Origin of the sequence: Lysinibacillus sphaericus, assembly GCF_000600105.1 — a bacterium.
GTDB classification, from domain to species: Bacteria; Bacillota; Bacilli; order Bacillales_A; family Planococcaceae; genus Lysinibacillus; species Lysinibacillus sphaericus.
Genome location: NZ_CP006837.1, coordinates 2,964,616 through 2,980,629 on the forward strand (window position 1 = coordinate 2,964,616; position 16,014 = coordinate 2,980,629).

General features: G+C 36.3%; 16 protein-coding genes. 6 read left to right on the forward strand and 10 right to left on the reverse strand.

Translation table 11 applies throughout. The features are described from left to right. Nucleotides 1-37 precede the first annotated feature (37 nt). The 6 genes from T479_RS14215 to T479_RS14240 all read right to left on the reverse strand — a co-directional run bounded on the left by T479_RS14215 (nucleotide 38) and on the right by T479_RS14240 (nucleotide 6,726). Nucleotides 38-697: an alpha/beta hydrolase gene (locus tag T479_RS14215; RefSeq protein WP_024362960.1), complete on the reverse strand. Its 660-nt coding sequence runs from the start codon at nucleotides 695-697 to the stop codon at nucleotides 38-40. A 171-nt stretch (nucleotides 698-868) separates the two neighbouring features. After that, nucleotides 869-1,426 carry a hypothetical protein gene (locus T479_RS14220; protein ID WP_024362961.1) on the reverse strand — a complete coding sequence of 186 codons (558 nt, stop codon included), beginning with the start codon at nucleotides 1,424-1,426 and terminating at the stop codon, nucleotides 869-871. Between the two features lie 81 nt (nucleotides 1,427-1,507). Further along, nucleotides 1,508-2,707: an NAD(P)-dependent malic enzyme gene (locus tag T479_RS14225; RefSeq protein ID WP_024362962.1), complete on the reverse strand. Its 1,200-nt coding sequence runs from the start codon at nucleotides 2,705-2,707 to the stop codon at nucleotides 1,508-1,510. A 299-nt stretch (nucleotides 2,708-3,006) separates the two neighbouring features. Continuing rightward, entirely contained in the window at nucleotides 3,007-5,187 is a 2,181-nt protein-coding gene (locus tag T479_RS14230; RefSeq protein ID WP_052599506.1) for a bifunctional diguanylate cyclase/phosphodiesterase, read from the reverse strand. A gap of 215 nt (nucleotides 5,188-5,402) precedes the next feature. Then, nucleotides 5,403-6,104, reverse strand: coding sequence for a tetratricopeptide repeat protein (locus tag T479_RS14235; protein WP_025219992.1), 702 nt, complete (start codon nucleotides 6,102-6,104; stop codon nucleotides 5,403-5,405). Nucleotides 6,105-6,246: 142 nt separating this feature from the next. Further along, nucleotides 6,247-6,726: a thioredoxin family protein gene (locus T479_RS14240; protein WP_024362965.1), complete on the reverse strand. Its 480-nt coding sequence runs from the start codon at nucleotides 6,724-6,726 to the stop codon at nucleotides 6,247-6,249. 193 nt (nucleotides 6,727-6,919) lie between these two features. Here T479_RS14240 and T479_RS14245 point away from each other — a divergent pair, with 193 nt between their 5' ends. Then, complete coding sequence (locus T479_RS14245) at nucleotides 6,920-9,232, forward strand: YhgE/Pip domain-containing protein (protein ID WP_025219993.1); 2,313 nt, start codon at nucleotides 6,920-6,922, stop codon at nucleotides 9,230-9,232. Nucleotides 9,233-9,311: 79 nt separating this feature from the next. After that, the gene (locus T479_RS14250; RefSeq protein WP_025219994.1) at nucleotides 9,312-9,821 is read left to right on the forward strand and encodes a PCYCGC motif-containing (lipo)protein; all 510 of its coding nucleotides are present in this window, start codon (nucleotides 9,312-9,314) and stop codon (nucleotides 9,819-9,821) included. 395 nt (nucleotides 9,822-10,216) lie between these two features. Here T479_RS14250 and T479_RS14255 read toward each other — a convergent pair whose 3' ends face one another. After that, a complete protein-coding gene (locus tag T479_RS14255; RefSeq protein WP_025219995.1) occupies nucleotides 10,217-10,753 on the reverse strand; it encodes a hydrolase in 537 nt (178 codons plus the stop codon). 241 nt (nucleotides 10,754-10,994) lie between these two features. Here T479_RS14255 and serC point away from each other — a divergent pair, with 241 nt between their 5' ends. Next, nucleotides 10,995-12,083 (forward strand): 3-phosphoserine/phosphohydroxythreonine transaminase, encoded by a 1,089-nt coding sequence (gene serC, locus T479_RS14260; RefSeq protein ID WP_025219996.1) that lies wholly within the window; start codon nucleotides 10,995-10,997, stop codon nucleotides 12,081-12,083. A gap of 310 nt (nucleotides 12,084-12,393) precedes the next feature. Further along, on the forward strand, nucleotides 12,394-12,729 hold the full coding sequence (locus tag T479_RS14265; RefSeq protein ID WP_025219997.1) for a hypothetical protein: 336 nt from the start codon (nucleotides 12,394-12,396) through the stop codon (nucleotides 12,727-12,729). 80 nt (nucleotides 12,730-12,809) lie between these two features. Here T479_RS14265 and T479_RS14270 read toward each other — a convergent pair whose 3' ends face one another. The 3 genes from T479_RS14270 to T479_RS14280 are packed head-to-tail and all read right to left on the reverse strand — an operon-like array spanning nucleotide 12,810 to nucleotide 14,859. Next, nucleotides 12,810-13,238 carry a Fur family transcriptional regulator gene (locus T479_RS14270; protein ID WP_024362971.1) on the reverse strand — a complete coding sequence of 143 codons (429 nt, stop codon included), beginning with the start codon at nucleotides 13,236-13,238 and terminating at the stop codon, nucleotides 12,810-12,812. Beyond that, complete coding sequence (locus tag T479_RS14275; protein ID WP_025219998.1) at nucleotides 13,235-14,098, reverse strand: metal ABC transporter permease; 864 nt, start codon at nucleotides 14,096-14,098, stop codon at nucleotides 13,235-13,237. The genes T479_RS14270 and T479_RS14275 overlap by 4 nt, the downstream gene beginning before the upstream one ends. Before the next feature lie 14 nt (nucleotides 14,099-14,112). Further along, nucleotides 14,113-14,859 (reverse strand): metal ABC transporter ATP-binding protein, encoded by a 747-nt coding sequence (locus T479_RS14280; RefSeq protein WP_024362973.1) that lies wholly within the window; start codon nucleotides 14,857-14,859, stop codon nucleotides 14,113-14,115. A 108-nt stretch (nucleotides 14,860-14,967) separates the two neighbouring features. Between T479_RS14280 and T479_RS14285 the strand changes: the two genes are divergently transcribed. Beyond that, on the forward strand, nucleotides 14,968-15,204 hold the full coding sequence (locus T479_RS14285; protein WP_024362974.1) for a Nif11 family protein: 237 nt from the start codon (nucleotides 14,968-14,970) through the stop codon (nucleotides 15,202-15,204). A gap of 271 nt (nucleotides 15,205-15,475) precedes the next feature. After that, nucleotides 15,476-15,865, forward strand: coding sequence for a hypothetical protein (locus tag T479_RS14290; protein WP_025219999.1), 390 nt, complete (start codon nucleotides 15,476-15,478; stop codon nucleotides 15,863-15,865). The last annotated feature ends 149 nt before the right edge of the window (nucleotides 15,866-16,014 follow it).

Here is a 16,014-nt window from a genome sequence, read left to right on the forward strand (position 1 = left end):
AATTGAATTCCCGATGCCTTTTATCTATTACTTAGGGTTACTGCATATGATCTTGTTCTTGTAGTTGTTGCGCTAAAAACATGCCTAAATCTCGCCAATTTTCTGGTGTAACACCATGTCCATCTGGATATTGCTTGAAAGTAACTGTGGCGCCAAATTGCTCAAACAGTTCTTTGCTTTCCATACCCCATTGTGAAGGAATCACATAATCATAATCACCATGAGAAATAAAAGCATGTAAATGATTGACCGTGCGAATCGCATATTCCTCCGTAACAAATTTTGGCGTATATCCGCTTAATGCTACAATGCCTGTAATTAAATTGCCCATAACAAAAGCTAGTGACTGTGCAAGAACAGCCCCTTGGCTAAAGCCTAGGACAAATACTTTATGCGGATCAATTTGAAACTCTTCAATCGCTTCTAAAATAAATCGTTGCAGTGCAATTAACACTTTATCAAAAATAGCACGGTCTGGCTTTCCCACTTCCTGTATCGTGAAAAAGGCAAAACCCGGCTTTTGTGCAATAGGACCTCTCAAACTAATGATATGACACTGGTCTTGAAAATCTTGTACCAATTGCGGTAAATCATCTTCATTGCTACCCATTCCATGCAATAAAAAAATCGCTGGATATTTTTTAGTAGGGTCCATATTTGCTGGTTGTGTATGTTTAAAAGTGAATGGTGTATTCATTGCTATTAATTCCTTTCAAGTAAAATCAAAACTATTTTAACATATTGCCCAATTATACTGCACAGATGTTGATTTTGGAATCTTCCCCTAATTGTTTGAAAATTGTTTGTGTGTCTGACACTACAAAGGCATCGAATTAGAGAATTTTCTCTAATTCGATGCCTACAAATTTTATGTTAAATTTGTTTTCGAAATAAGCCCGTCTGTATGATAGGCTATATATCCGTTAATGATGCGAAGTGTTTCTTGCGGATCAGCGTCAAATAGCACGTTGGATTGTGCAGGCGTTGATACAAGAACCGAGAGTAAATCCATTCGCATCGAATGTCCAGCAGCGCTATAGGCATAGTCATAAATAATCGCTTCCTCTGTAAGACCTTCAGCGTCATACTGTTGATGGAACAATTCTTTTGCCATCTCCATTCGTTCAGCTACTTGCTGACGAATTCGCATTTGATGCATAAGCAATTCTTCTTCAAGTACTGCTGGTTTTACCCATTGTTTCTGTTCTAGCATATTGATAAGCTGATTTTCCCAAACTTGCTCATTGTCAGTAAAATACAACATATTCACCATCAGCCTATCCCAAAAATCTGTTTTCGAACTAGCCGATTGACGTTGCATATCAATCGTCTGATTAAAGTGTTGCTCAACCTTTTCAATATCCATATTACGTACTAAATGGTAACATACATTTTCAATAAATTTATTTGCTACTTCCTGTGCCATGATCGAAACCCGTCCTTATCTCAACAAATCATTACACCTCTATCATACCATGATTGTTAAATAGAAAGAAACGGACAACGTTTAGACATGTTGATGTGGTTGCTGGAATAACACCGATACGCCGGAGTCAATTGCAGCACTGCCAACAGCTTTCGCGACAACGCTCGCTACACGCTCATCCATCGACTTTGGAATAATAAATTCTTCTGATAAGTCTTCTGCTGATACTAACGAAGCAATGGCTTCTACCGCTGCCAGTTTCATCGCCTCATTTATATCTGTAGCGCGGACATCTAATGCCCCCCTAAAAATACCAGGGAAAGCAAGCATATTATTTACTTGATTCGGATAATCTGAACGGCCAGTACCCATAACACGTACACCCCATGCACGAGCATTATCATACGTGATTTCTGGATTAGGATTAGCTAGCGCAAATACTATAGGATTTTCGTTCATTGATTCGATATGCTCTTTCGTTAATAAATTGGCAACAGATACACCGACAAAAACATCACTACCAGCAATCGCGTCTTCTAATGTCCCAACTAATTTGAATGGGTTTGAAATTTTTGCTATCTGGTCTTTGATGCTATTCATCCCTTCCTTACGCCCGTCATAAATAATCCCCTTTGTATCACACATCACAACATTTCTATAACCCATTTGAAGTAATAAGCGCAATATTGCAATGCCAGCCGCCCCGGCACCGTTTATCACTACCTTCATATCTTTTGGTTCCTTGTTGACAATTTTAATCGCATTCATTAAGCCAGCCCCAACAACAATCGCCGTACCATGCTGGTCATCATGGAACACGGGTATATTACACTCCTGTCGAAGGCGATCTTCGATTTCAAAACATCGCGGAGCAGAAATATCCTCTAAATTAATACCACCAAATGTTGGAGCAATCGCCTTAACAGTGCGTACGATTTCATCCACATCTTTTGTTGCGAGACAAATAGGAAATGCATCCACATTGGCAAAACGTTTTAGCAAAATCGCCTTTCCCTCCATCACCGGTAATGCCGCTTCTGGGCCGATGTCACCTAATCCTAGAACGGCTGTCCCATCTGTCACAATACCAACTAGATTTCCTTTAATTGTATAATCATACACTGCTTGCGGATTGTTTTCGATTTCAATACAAGGCTGCGCAACGCCAGGTGAATAAGCTAAACTTAAATCATATGTATCCTGCACAGGTACCTTTGCTACAATCTCCATTTTCCCTTGTGCTTCTTTGTGCATCTCTTTTGCCTTTTGCATAATATCCATTGTCTAAACTCCTATCTTCTATCTACATGTCATTTAGTTTTTCCATTATTCTCAACAAAAAAATTATTATTGTAATACTATTCTAAATAATTAATCTTGTTATATTTTGAAAATTATATTACTTCATCCAACTAAAGTCAACGTCGTCAAGTGCAATCCTATACAAAACTTTTTAAATTGTTAATATTTTTAGAATATTTTAAATAAATGAAATCGTTTTCATTTTAATACTATCCAAAAATAAGTGATTCATACAAAAACACCCTTGTTTCCTTTCGAAACAAGGGTGTTTTAAAGTTTCAGCATTGAGCGTGTAACGCTTCTAAAATAGTTTGTGCATTATCTTGAAGTGCCTGATAGTTATCTTGTAAGTATGTCGGATGCAACGGCTTACTAAATAAAAACCCTTGTACTGTTTCACAATGCCCTGCCATTAAATAATTGAGCTGTGCTACTTCCTCAATTCCTTCTGCCACTACTTTCAAACGTAAATGTTTAGCCATCGATAATATCATATCAACTAATGCTTTATCAGTAGGGTCGCTTTGAATTTTTTGGACAAAAGAGCGATCTATTTTCAAGCAATCGATTGGAAAATCTTTTAAATAGGATAACGATGAGTAACCAGTACCAAAATCATCAACAGCAATTGTCACACCGAGCGTTTTTAATTGATGTAAAATCATCGTGATATGATCGATATTAATGGTCATACTTTCCGTTATTTCTAATTGTAAGTATTTTGGGTCTAAATCAGTATCTTCAAGTACAGATTGAATCATCTCCACTAAATCTTGCTGAAATAATTGGCCTAAAGAAAGATTTACCGCTACTTTGATAGGTGGTAAGCCTGCTTGTTCCCACTGCTTCACTTGCCTACACGCCGTTTCTAATACCCATTGTCCAATCGGAATGATGATACCTGACTCTTCGGCAATCGGAATAAACAAACCTGGTGAAATCATGCCCTTACTTGGGTGCTGCCAACGGACTAGTGCTTCAACCGATAAAATTTGCCCTGTCTGCAAATCTATTTGCGGTTGATATTCCACAAACAACTCATGATTATCCAAAGCATGACGTAAATCATTTTCTAAAATAATTTTCTCTGTAATATCGCTAGACATGGAAGTTTCATAAAATACGATGCGTGAAGGTACTTTTCTCGCCTCCTGCATCGCATACACAGCATACCTGACAAGCTCTTCTTCTTTGTAGGCATCCGTCGGGAATAAAGATATGCCAATATTCAAATGCCCATTTAAAGAAATATGTTGTATTTGGAAGGATTTCGCCATGGCCATTTGCAACTGTTTACAAAGCTCCATGATTCGTTGTGTATGATTTGCATCATCAATAAATACGATAAAATAATCTTCTCGAAGCATACTTAGTAAATACTGCTCCGGTATAATATCCTTTAGCCGCTGTGCAACTTGACTAATTAATTTATCTGCATATGAACTACCTAGTGACGCTTTAATAGCTGAAATGCGTTCAATCTCAATAGCTAAAATAGCCTTCTTAACATTCGATTTATATAAGTTCTTATGTAATGTCTCCATTAAAAACCGTTCATTTGGTAGGCTTGTCACCTCGTTATGATAAGCCATATAATGCATCTTCTCTCTAGATTTCTCTAAATGTTTCTGCATTTCTATTAAATCCTGAAACGGTTTTTCAATTGATGAAAAGTAAATGGCTTTAAAAAGAAAATAAAAAGAACACAATTGAAAAATATGTCCAATAAAATTTTTAATATCGTAAACGTCACGATATGTAGTAAAAAGTAAATCACTAATGATTAAATAACTTGCACTACCTAACAACAAGAATATAATATTGGGTGCTACCTTAAATTTTTTTAGTAATAAGTACATGATGAGAAAATGGCATGCCATTGCGACATACTGCAACGAAATTTTTAACGGTGTTGGACCGACTCCTTCAATAACAAGCGGTGGCAGAATAGGGGTAGTCGGTACATATATAAGTATGAATAATCCAACAGTAATAACAAATGGCGTACTATAAATGAACCATCGATACGTTTTATTAAGAATGGCTTTTTCCTTAATAAAAAATATGAGCAAGATACCACATGATAACACTAACCTTCCAATAATATAAAACCATGTTGCAGCATAGGGGGTGCTCTCCATAATAAAATGCGGCATCCCCTTATAAGAAAGTGCATGTGCAATTTCAATTAAGCTATACGTTAAAAATAATGCACCTATGTATAGAGTTCTATTAGATAGAATATAAGGTGTTGTTAACCATGATTGGATGGCAATCGTCATCGTCACAACAATGATCAAAATTTCTATTAGCAAATGAATCGAAACATAATTACTCTTTCCAAAAATCCCGTAAAATTCATCACTCCAATAACCAATGATCATCAATAATACGCTAGAGAATAATATGAATAGTATCCCTTTCCTAAATAAAGAAAAATGTTTATTTAATTCCCACACGATGATCCCTACTTTCACTTGGCTGATAACCGCTACTTTATAATAATTCATTATGTATAAATAATTTTGAGATGATTCTACTAATAGATTACCATGATATACCTAAAATTCAATCAAAGAAAAATGGATAAAATGTTTCAACTGTTGAAAAAAGGAAGAAGACTGAAAATATCCTCGTAATTAACGAGTTTATCTTCAGTCTTAACATGTTCATTTTATGAAAATACATAACTATCCATATTATCAATTGTATTTTGGATTGCATCTTTTAGAGATCGCTGATGCTCGCCACAAGAAGCAATGGCTTCCTCTAATATAATCGCTGCATTCGCTATAAACGGTGCCATCTGTAAATCTTTTGCAAGCTGAATTAACACAAGGGCTTTATTCCACTTCCAGCGAGCATTTGTCGGATCTAAGTCAATGGCTTGCTCTAAATAAGCAAGTGCATCAAATGGCATCCAACCAAAACGATGCATCGTCTGACCTGTTATGCCCCAATACAAAGCCTTATTAGGATTTGCTTTTACTGCCTGCTTGAAGCAATGGACACTCTCATTGTAATGATGGGCAAATAAAAACAGCTCGCCCTGTGTAAAAAATGATTGTGCCTTTTCATTAGCTGAACCTGATTTAGCCATGTCCTCTAGCGCTTTTACTCGCTTCGCAAATGCCGCTTCATCTGTTATAGCACGTATTGCTAAAACATCGTCTGATTCAGGATAACTTTCATTCGCTCGTTCACTATGCTGAGTTTCCACGAAAAGTGTTGGCTTCGGCAATGCAGCAACATCGTACTCATCCAACAAAGTAATATATTTAGTAGCTAACTCCTTATCAGGCCCATCTGCAATTTGCATAGCAACCTTATAACATTTCATCAGCTCTCCATTATAAAAGTATTCTTCCATTGTCATCCATTCTTCCTCCAGTTTTCATACACCTCATTCTATATAGTATATATTATACATACTTCACTCTATAAAGCACTCTCCATTTCATTTGCTATCTATTTGAACAAAAAAGAGACTGTCCCATTGGTTCAGTCTCTTCTGTGCGTTATTTTTTTAATACTTCTTTATCTAAGAAAGCTCGTAAATCTTCTTCAGCTAATGCCCCTACAAAACGTGCAGTTTCTTTGCCATCTTCAAAACGAATAAAAGTTGGCGTTGCTTCGAGATTATACTTATCCCATAAATCTCCATATTCATATACGTTTAACTGTGCAATATTTACGCCTAAATCATCTGCAACCGGCATTAATACGGGTGTGAATGCTTGACAGTGTACACAAACTGGACTAAAGAAATACGCATTGACATCTTCCCCAGCTTTAATCTTCTTTTCTAGCTCATCAGGCAACATAATATTTTGGTAATTTTCATCATCTAATTGGTCAATTGTTTCTTGTTTTAGATTTTTGTCTCCGTATGGATTATTCGCACTCGCCAGTTTGTTTTTGTTTGATACATTTGTAAGTACAATAATCGCTGCAAATAATACAACAATAACCGAACCAATAATTAGTAGCTTTTTCAATTAAACTCCTCCGATTTCACATAAAAAATGTCCTACTTTTAGTGTATTTGGAATTGATTATAAAGTGTTTTTAGAAGCTAGTAAACTAATTCGTCTTTCATAGTAAGTTTTCGCACAATTCAAACATAATTTAGTGTATTTATGGAAACCTACTTACTATAATGCGCAAAATGAATTTGGAGTGAAATTTACTATGAAACCTACTTTCCAACATGTTTTTCGAATTTATAAAAGTGATATCTTAAATATAGTATCAAACTGGGTAGTTGCTGTCATTGTTGGTGGGCTCATTTTTTTACCTTCTTTGTATGCATGGTTGAATATCTATGCTTCGATGGATCCATACGCGCACACGGCAAATATGAAAATTGCTGTTGTCAATGAAGATGATGGCACTACAATTAAAGGTGAAAATTTAAACATTGGAAAGGAATTAATGAGCAATTTACAAGCAAACAATAGCTTTTCATGGTACTTTCTCCCAAGAAAAGAAGCGCTCGATTCATTAAACAATGGTGATTATTTTGCAGTACTTATCGTTCCTAACGATTTTTCAGAAAAGCTTACATCCATTTTGACCGATCAACCTACAAAAGCGCATATTGATTATTATGTAAATGAAAAAATTAATCCTATTGCTCCCAAAATTACAGGTAAAGGCGCCGGTGTTATTACCCAACAAGTTTCGAGTGAATTTATCTCAACAGTCAATGGCACACTTTTTTCTATGTTCAATACCATTGGCATTGAAATCGAACACGAGATTCCAGACTTCAAAAAATTTGAACATTATATTTTCACAATTGAACAACATCTTCCTGATATTGAATCATTTTTAGCTCAAACTGCAAAAGGTGGAAAAGATGCTGAAAAATTATTGGACACCACTATCAGTGAAATACCCGAGATAGAAAAAATGACAACTAGCGGTCTAACAACTATCCACAATGGTTTACAGTTGATAAACGAGGCAGATACGCTGTTCACTCAGCTTTCCCCCATTGTAAAAGCAGATTTAGAAAGCGTACAAACAATCGCTCAACGATTCTCACAGCTTTTAGAGCAATTGCAAACTATCCAGACAGATACAGCTACCTTAGCAAAATCTAAAGACGAACTGCAAAAGCAGTTAACATCTTCACAAGATAAAGTAAATAATAGTATCCAAACGTTGGAAGCTTTACAGAAGTTAACACAGGCAGATGCCTCCTCTCGTAAACAACTGGAAAACTCTCTCCAAAAGGTGATTTCATCGCTTCAACAGGAGCGATCGAATGATGTTATCGCTCTATTAGATAATAAAGGTATTATTCAGCAATTGGAGTCCATACAAGGAAAGTTACAAGCAAATCCGATTGCTAGCGACTCTATGATTAGTGTGCTCTCTACATTACGTCAACTAAATTCTGTAGTAACGGATGTCTCAAATAAAGTACAACAATTCAATAATATCGACGAGCAAACAATAAAAAAAGATATTGCCGCAGTCCAACAAACGGCTCAAGATGCTGCAAATCATTTAAATCAGTTTCTTAGTTACTATTCAGATAAACTGGAACCACAAATTCATACAACCTTGAATGCTGCAAAGGATACATTAACAAATGCATCAACTATGCTAACGAAAGTGCAAAGCTCCATTCCACAGGCAAAACAACGATTAAGCAATGCCAAAAATACGTTAGTAACGGCCAATAAGGCTATAGCTACCATTCAATCTGACTTCCCTACACTAAGTAAAAAGATTATCGACCTTGCTAATAAGCTACGGACATTAGAAAACGAAACCGATATCTCTGAAATCGTTCAATTATTAAAAAATGATGTCGAAGCAGAGCGAGATTTTTTTGAAGAACCAGTCAAACTAGCAGAACATAGAATATTTCCAATTGCAAATTACGGAACAGCCATGACACCATTTTATACCGTTTTATCTATTTGGGTCGGTTGTTTGTTGCTGATTTCTCTTCTTGCAGTGAATATTCACGACAACCCACAATATAGCATTCGTGAAATATATTTTGGGCGATTAATGACTTTTGCAACTATCTCCATTATCCAAACATTGATTATTACAATTGGTGATATTTTACTGTTAGACATCTCCATTCATGCGCCTCTTTCCTTTATTCTTTTTGGTTTAATCATTAGCTTTGTTTTTATTACAGTGGTCTACACGCTAGTATCTGTATTTGGAAATGTAGGTAAAGCACTAGCCATTGTGATGTTGGTTTTACAAATTGCTGGTTCTGGCGGTACTTACCCCGTTGAATTGTTACCAACATTTTTCCAAGTAATTAATCCATTTTTACCGTTTACTTATGCAATCGGCATGATGCGAGAAGCAGTTGGTGGCATCATTTGGTCCAAAATATGGCTAGATCTTACATTCTTACTAAGCTTCTGGTTAGTTTTTCTGTTGTTTGGCTTGTTCTTAAAAAAATTGCTAGGCGAAAAAATGGAACTTTTAATGAACAAAACACGCGGATTAGATATTTTTCACTGATTTGTGACTACGCTAGCTATAAATATTGACGTGACCAATGTTATAATGGAAATATTGTAAACATGTAGGAGGCGTTTTTTTGAAAAAATTAATATCCATTTTTACGTTGGTATTGCTCGTGTTAAGTGCTTGCGGAACTGACAAACAAGCGACGGAAGAACAGCCAAAAGATACTCAAAATGAAGCTTCACATGATGGACATGCTCATGTAACAGGAGATATTCAGGAAGAGACAGCAAGTGCTGATGTCCTGCCAACATTTTTAGATAGCCAATCTGAAAATATTCGCTTAGTCTACCAAATAGCTGGTCAATCAACCGAAATTTTAGAATGGATGCCATGCTACTGTGGCTGTGGAGAATCTGTTGGACATAAAAGTAATTTAAACTGCTTTATTCAAGAAAAAAAGCAAGACGGAACAATTGTATGGGATGATCATGGCACACGTTGCGCTGTTTGTTTGGAAATCGCACTACAATCCGCAAAAATGCATAAAGATGGCATGACTCTAAAAGAAATCCGCCAAACAATTGATGAAACATACAAAAATGGTTATGCAAAACCAACTCCAACGGAAATGCCTGCATAAAAAGTGCTGACACAAAAGAGAAAAGGTGGCTGGGACAAAACTAAAAAATATTAAGGAACAGAGGAAAGCTGTTCGTAAATTTTTGCTATATGGAGACCTTAGCTATTCTTGCTTTTGCAATTAAAAAAATTAGAAGTGTTCACTAGTTGTTGGTAGCGAAGGCGGTGACTCCAGCTCAGAACAGCACATAATGTTAGCCGCGGGCATTCCGCGCGTAGCGAGGGTTGCGGCTTACTGTGCTGAGCGGAAAGCACCGTCGTAGCGGACAACAACGGCATAGCAAAAAAGTGTTAGATTGATTAGGTTCAATTTAACACTTTTTCTCTTATGTCCCCGTCACTTTTTTTGCTCGCCTTTGTCTGCTATGCATTTAAAGGTTGCTGGCAAGTAAATCGTTATTTAACGAGTTGTAACACTGTTTTAAAATGTGGATGATTCGCACCTTGTAAAAGCTCATATAAAATCATTTCTGTGCTCGTTGGCAATATACCTAGTGCCTTCATTTTATCTAGCCCTATTTCCTTATTGGCTTTTGTACGAGAGGACACCGCATCCACAACTACTTCCACCTCAAAGCCTTGTTCTTTCAGTTGTCTTGCTGTTTGATAAACGCAAATATGCGCTTCAATACCTGTCACGATAAATTGGGTACGACCACTTGCTTTAACTGCATCGATAAAGGCTTGCTCCTGACAAGCACTAAAAGCCATTTTGGCAATCGGGGCCCCCTGAAGATGCTGCGCTATTTCTAAGGCAGTTCCACCTAAACGACTTGGATTTTGTTCAAGCCATAACACAGGTACATCCAAAGCCTCCATCGCTTGTACTAGTTTTGCTACATTTTGAATGACTGTTTCACTATCCTCTACAATCGTTGCCAATTTGCCTTGGACATCCACAACAATCAGACTTGCTTGTTCTATTGTAAACATACATACACCCCTTTCACTATTTCTTACCTTTCAGTATACCGAAAATTTTTTATCTATGTAGTTTTTCATCAATATGCAATACATAAAACAAATTGTGTGCCAATTGTGTGCGTGCCTGACACTAAAATGCTCGTTTTCATCGTACATAAATAAAAAATTGAGAATTTTGTTTTTTCTCTTGAAAATTAAGTTATAATCCAATAAAGGTGCTTTTATTAAACAAAACAAGGAGTGTACCATTTTGACACAACGAGCATACAATTTTAACGCAGGTCCTTCTGCACTACCCCTAGAAGTATTAGAAAACGCTCAACAACAATTAGTAAACTTCCGTAATTCAGGCATGTCTATTATGGAAATGAGTCACCGTAGTGCAATTTTCGACGAAGTACATAACGAAGCAATTGCTCTATTAAAAAAACTTTATGCTATTCCAGAAAACTATGAAGTACTATTCTTACAAGGTGGGGCAAGCCTTCAATTCACAATGGTACCGATGAACTTCCTCCAAGCCGATAAAAAAGCAAGCTATGTATTATCTGGTTCATGGTCAGAAAAAGCATTCAAAGAAGCTAAATTATTCGGTACACCTGTTGAAGCAGCAAGCACAAAGGAAAATAAATATCGTAATATCCCAGCATTAACAGATATTCAATTTAATGAAGACGATGCATACGTGCACATTACTTCTAACAATACAATTTATGGTACTCAATGGAAAGAATTCCCTGAAACAGGTCATGTTCCTTTAGTAGCAGATATGTCAAGTGACATCCTATCTAAACCTGTAGACGTAAGTAAATTTGGTATCATTTATGCAGGTGCGCAAAAAAACCTTGGTCCTTCTGGTGTAACAGTCGTTATTATTCGCAAGGATTTACTAGAAAAAGCAAATAAAGAAATTCCAACAATGCTTAAATATACAACACATGCGGATGGTAACTCATTATATAATACACCACCAACATTCGGTATCTACATGTTAGGTGAAGTATTGAAATGGGTGGAAGCTAAAGGTGGCGTCGAAGCTGTTGCTAAACTTAATGAAGCAAAAGCACAAGTAATTTACGATGCGATCGATAACAGCAATGGCTTTTATAAAGGTCACGCAACGCCAGAAAGCCGTTCATTAATGAACATCACGTTCCGCGTCGCTGATGAAGAACTTGAAAAACAATTCCTAGCTGAAGCAAAAGCAGCTGGATTTATCGGTTTAAATGGTCACCGCTCAGTAGGTGGTTGCCGTGCATCAACATATAATGCTGTGCCATTAGAAACTTGCGAAGCACTTCGCGATTTCATGGTAGCATTCCAACAAAAACAACAATAATGAAACAACGACGAATGCTTGTAAAAATAACAACATTCGTCGTTTCTTTTTTTAAAATGCATGTTCTGCTCTTTAAACATAACATTCTTTCCTATTCCCCACCGATAGACTTCTATCTCTATGACAACCATATCGGTACAATCACACCTTTGCCATATAAAATAAACTTTAACAACATTTATTAAAAGAAAAAAATAGTTTTTTCTTTGTTTATCGGACATATTACCACCCTCCATTCTTCAACAAAACATAGATTATTAGTGTAAGGCAATAGCTTTACATTAAGTGATGGAGAAAGGAGGTAATATGAATGGAAGATAGACGTTATGTTACTCATATGAACTGGGCTCCTTGTAAATGCCATAAACCTTGCAAATGTAGCCACAAAAAAGAACATGAATGTAAAGAAGAGAAATGCCACAAAGCAGTGAACAACTGCAGAAGCTGCATCTGTGAGCAATTAAGAAAATTAGAAGTTGGGGCTGTAGTTGATGTTTTCTTAGCAGGCGGTCTTAGTTTCCTTGGTTTAACTTTTGTGAGCTTCAATGCACGAAATTGCTGTGCTTATTTCCTAGAAGCTGGTTCAACATCACCACTTATTATCGATTGCAAAAAAATAGATGCTATTCGTGTAGTAAGAGCATAGTAGCCTTCTTTCACTGAGAATGGAGTATACCCTTTCCTTCTAAACATACTCCTTTGATATAAGTAAAAACCCTGTCAAAACTAATTTGACAGGGTTTCATGTTTACATTCTGGGCATTTTCCGTAAATTTCAAATTTATGATTTTCAATTTCATAATCTGGAAGCTTCTCACCTAACATTTCCATCGGGCAAACATTCAGCTCTTTTACATTGCCACAATCCATACAAATGAAATGATGGTGATGATGTTCAGATTCACAATGCATACGAAAATTTCGTTCACCAGACAACTCAGTCTCTTCTAAAATGCCAAGCTTTACAAACGTTGAAAGATTACGATAAATTGTATCGAAGCTCATACCTGGAAAATCTTTTTTCAGCACATCTAATAAATCTCGAGCGGTTAAATATTTATCCGTTTCCGCAAACATATTTAAAATTAACTCACGTTTATCTGTTTTTTTATAGCCGTTTTCTTTTAAAATTTCCCACGCTCTTGAAATATTCACAGTGCTTCCTCCCCTTGTTTTACAGATACCTTTAACATCATTTTCTTCACGATAATAACTAGCAATAAAATAAGAATAGACGTAACGACAATCGTACCACCTGGCGCTAAATCTAAGTAAAATGCACTTACTAATCCTATGAACACTGCTACCTCGCCAAATACAATTGCATAGAGTATCGTTTGTTTAAAACCTTTAGCCAGACGCATGGCGGCAGCCACTGGCAAAGTCATTAAAGATGAAACAAGTAAAATACCTACGATGCGCATACTAGCAGCAATTACAAGTGCTGTCACAATCATAAACAACAGGTGAACCCAGCGAGCTGGCAAACCACTTGCTTTGGCATATTCCTCATCAAACGATAGCACAAATAATTCTTTAAAGAAGAAATATAAAAACACAATAACTACAATCGCAATCCCAATAACGACCCATAAATCCTGCCTCGACACAGCCGAAACAGAACCAAATAAATAGCTCATTAAATCGGTACTAAAGCCACTGGCAAGTGAAATAAAAATTGCGCTAATGCCAATTCCACCAGACATAATTATCGGAATGGCAAGTTCTTCATAATGCTTATATAAACGGCGTAAACGCTCAATTAATATCGAGCCACTCACAGAAGCAAGTATGCCTAAGTAAATTGGGTTGAGCATTGCTAATGCAGCAACAGACTGACTTACATATAAGCTACCAGCAATCCCCGCAAGTGTAACATGGGATAATGCATCAGCAATCAGTGATAGCCTACGAACTACGATAAATACACCTAATAGTGGTGCGATGATGCCAATTAATAAGCCAGAGAAAAAGGCATTTTGTAAAAACTCATAGTGAAAAATTGCTTCAATCATTGTGCCTTCTCCTTTTAGTGAATCTTTCTCACCGAATGGCCATACCAAGCGTCTAGCGCATCCTGAGAAATCGAATCAAATTCGTTTTTGTAGCCGTGGAAATGAATTGTTTGATTAAGGCAAGCAACATGGCTAATGCGGTTTGATACCGTATCAACATCATGTGTAACAAGAATCATCGTAATTCCTTGTTCCCTATTCAATTTCGCCAGCATATCATAAAAGGACTGCACATTCTCGTGATCAATGCCGACTGTTGGTTCATCTAAAATTAGTAATCGTGGCTCACTGACTAAAGCACGTGCAATAAATACGCGCTGTTGTTGTCCACCAGATAACTCGCCAATATTTCGTTTCATAAAGGCGTCCATCCCTACGGCTTTTAATGCCTCGTATACTTTGCTTTTGGCATCCTTCGAAGGACGCTTAAAGAGCCCTAATTTTTTTGATAATCCACTAATAACTACTTCTTGAACCGTTGCAGGAAAACCAGAGTTGAAGGCATTGGATTTTTGAGAAACATAGCCAATCCATTCACGATGTTTAAACGTTGCACTTGGCTCTCCAAATAATGTAATTTCACCAGACATCGGTTTTAATAAACCTAAAATAATTTTCAGTAATGTCGATTTCCCAGAGCCATTCGGTCCTAGGAGCGCCAAAAAATCTCCTTCTTCCACACGAAATGAGATGTTTTTTAATACTTGTGTATAGTCATATTGAAATGACACATTTTCAATGTCAATTAATGCTTGTTTCATGCATGATCGCTTCTTTCTAATTCAAAATCATTACGATTTACAAATTGTAAGTATAAATGAAAGTTTAGTATTTGTAAAGAAAACAAAACTTAAAAGGAGGGATTGTTTGTGAGTATTCAATTTTTGCAACAATTATCTCAAAGTAGTGATAAAGAAGTTGTAGCGATTGCCCGTGCCGAAGGTTTTGACATTACCACTTCTGAAGTGAAAAAGCTTCGACCTTATCTAGAGCAATTCTCTTTTTCTTGGCTCTTTTTAGGTATTCCAAAAGATGTACTCAGTGAAGTGGAAGCAGTACTCGGACGAAAACGTTCTCGCCAGCTTATTGCACTTTTTACTAAATAATAGAGTATTGCCCGAAAGTCAATTTAGACTTTCGGGCTTTTCCCCTTCTATAGATGGGAATTTGTTCAAATATAATCGTTCTAATTTAAAATTCAATCTCTCAAAACCTCCCTAAGAAAATCTTTTTCCTTCAGGAAACAAAATATTGATTTTAAATATTGAGAATTTTATAATTATGGATAAGAAAAGAAATAATCTCTTAGTTACGATGTTGTCGATGTCATTGGTTTATTTTCCATTTTAAAATACAAAGTAAGGAGTTGGATTTTAAATGAAGAAAAGACTAGCAACAACAGTTTGTGCTTTAGGATTATTGCTTAGTGCAGGTATAGCAAGTGCAGGGACAAGTCCTATCAGCTATGCGAAAAAACTGCCTCCTTTTTCTATTAATATTAATTTAGCAACAGGAACAAAAGATACGAATAGTCAATCAAAGGTGGAAAACTCTATCGTTGGTAGTACCTACACTGCAAATATGTGGATTGTGGATTCCGGTGGGAAGAAAGTTTCTCCAACAGCTACAAGGGTAGGTGACAATGATACACGTACCTTTACAGTAGATCAAAGCGCTGTTGGCAACAGCGTAACGCTTGTCGCAGAAAATAGCGCTTTTACACACGTAAATGTAGACATTGCAGGTAGATTTTATCCAGATATTTAAAATAACAATAAATAGTAAATTGATAATAGTTCTACTAAAGTAATTTATTCACTTTGAAAAATTTGTCAAAATAAGTAACTAAGAGTACTCTATCTCTTTTCTATAAAACCCATTGAAAAATTATATTATAGTTTTTTCTAGGATAGGGT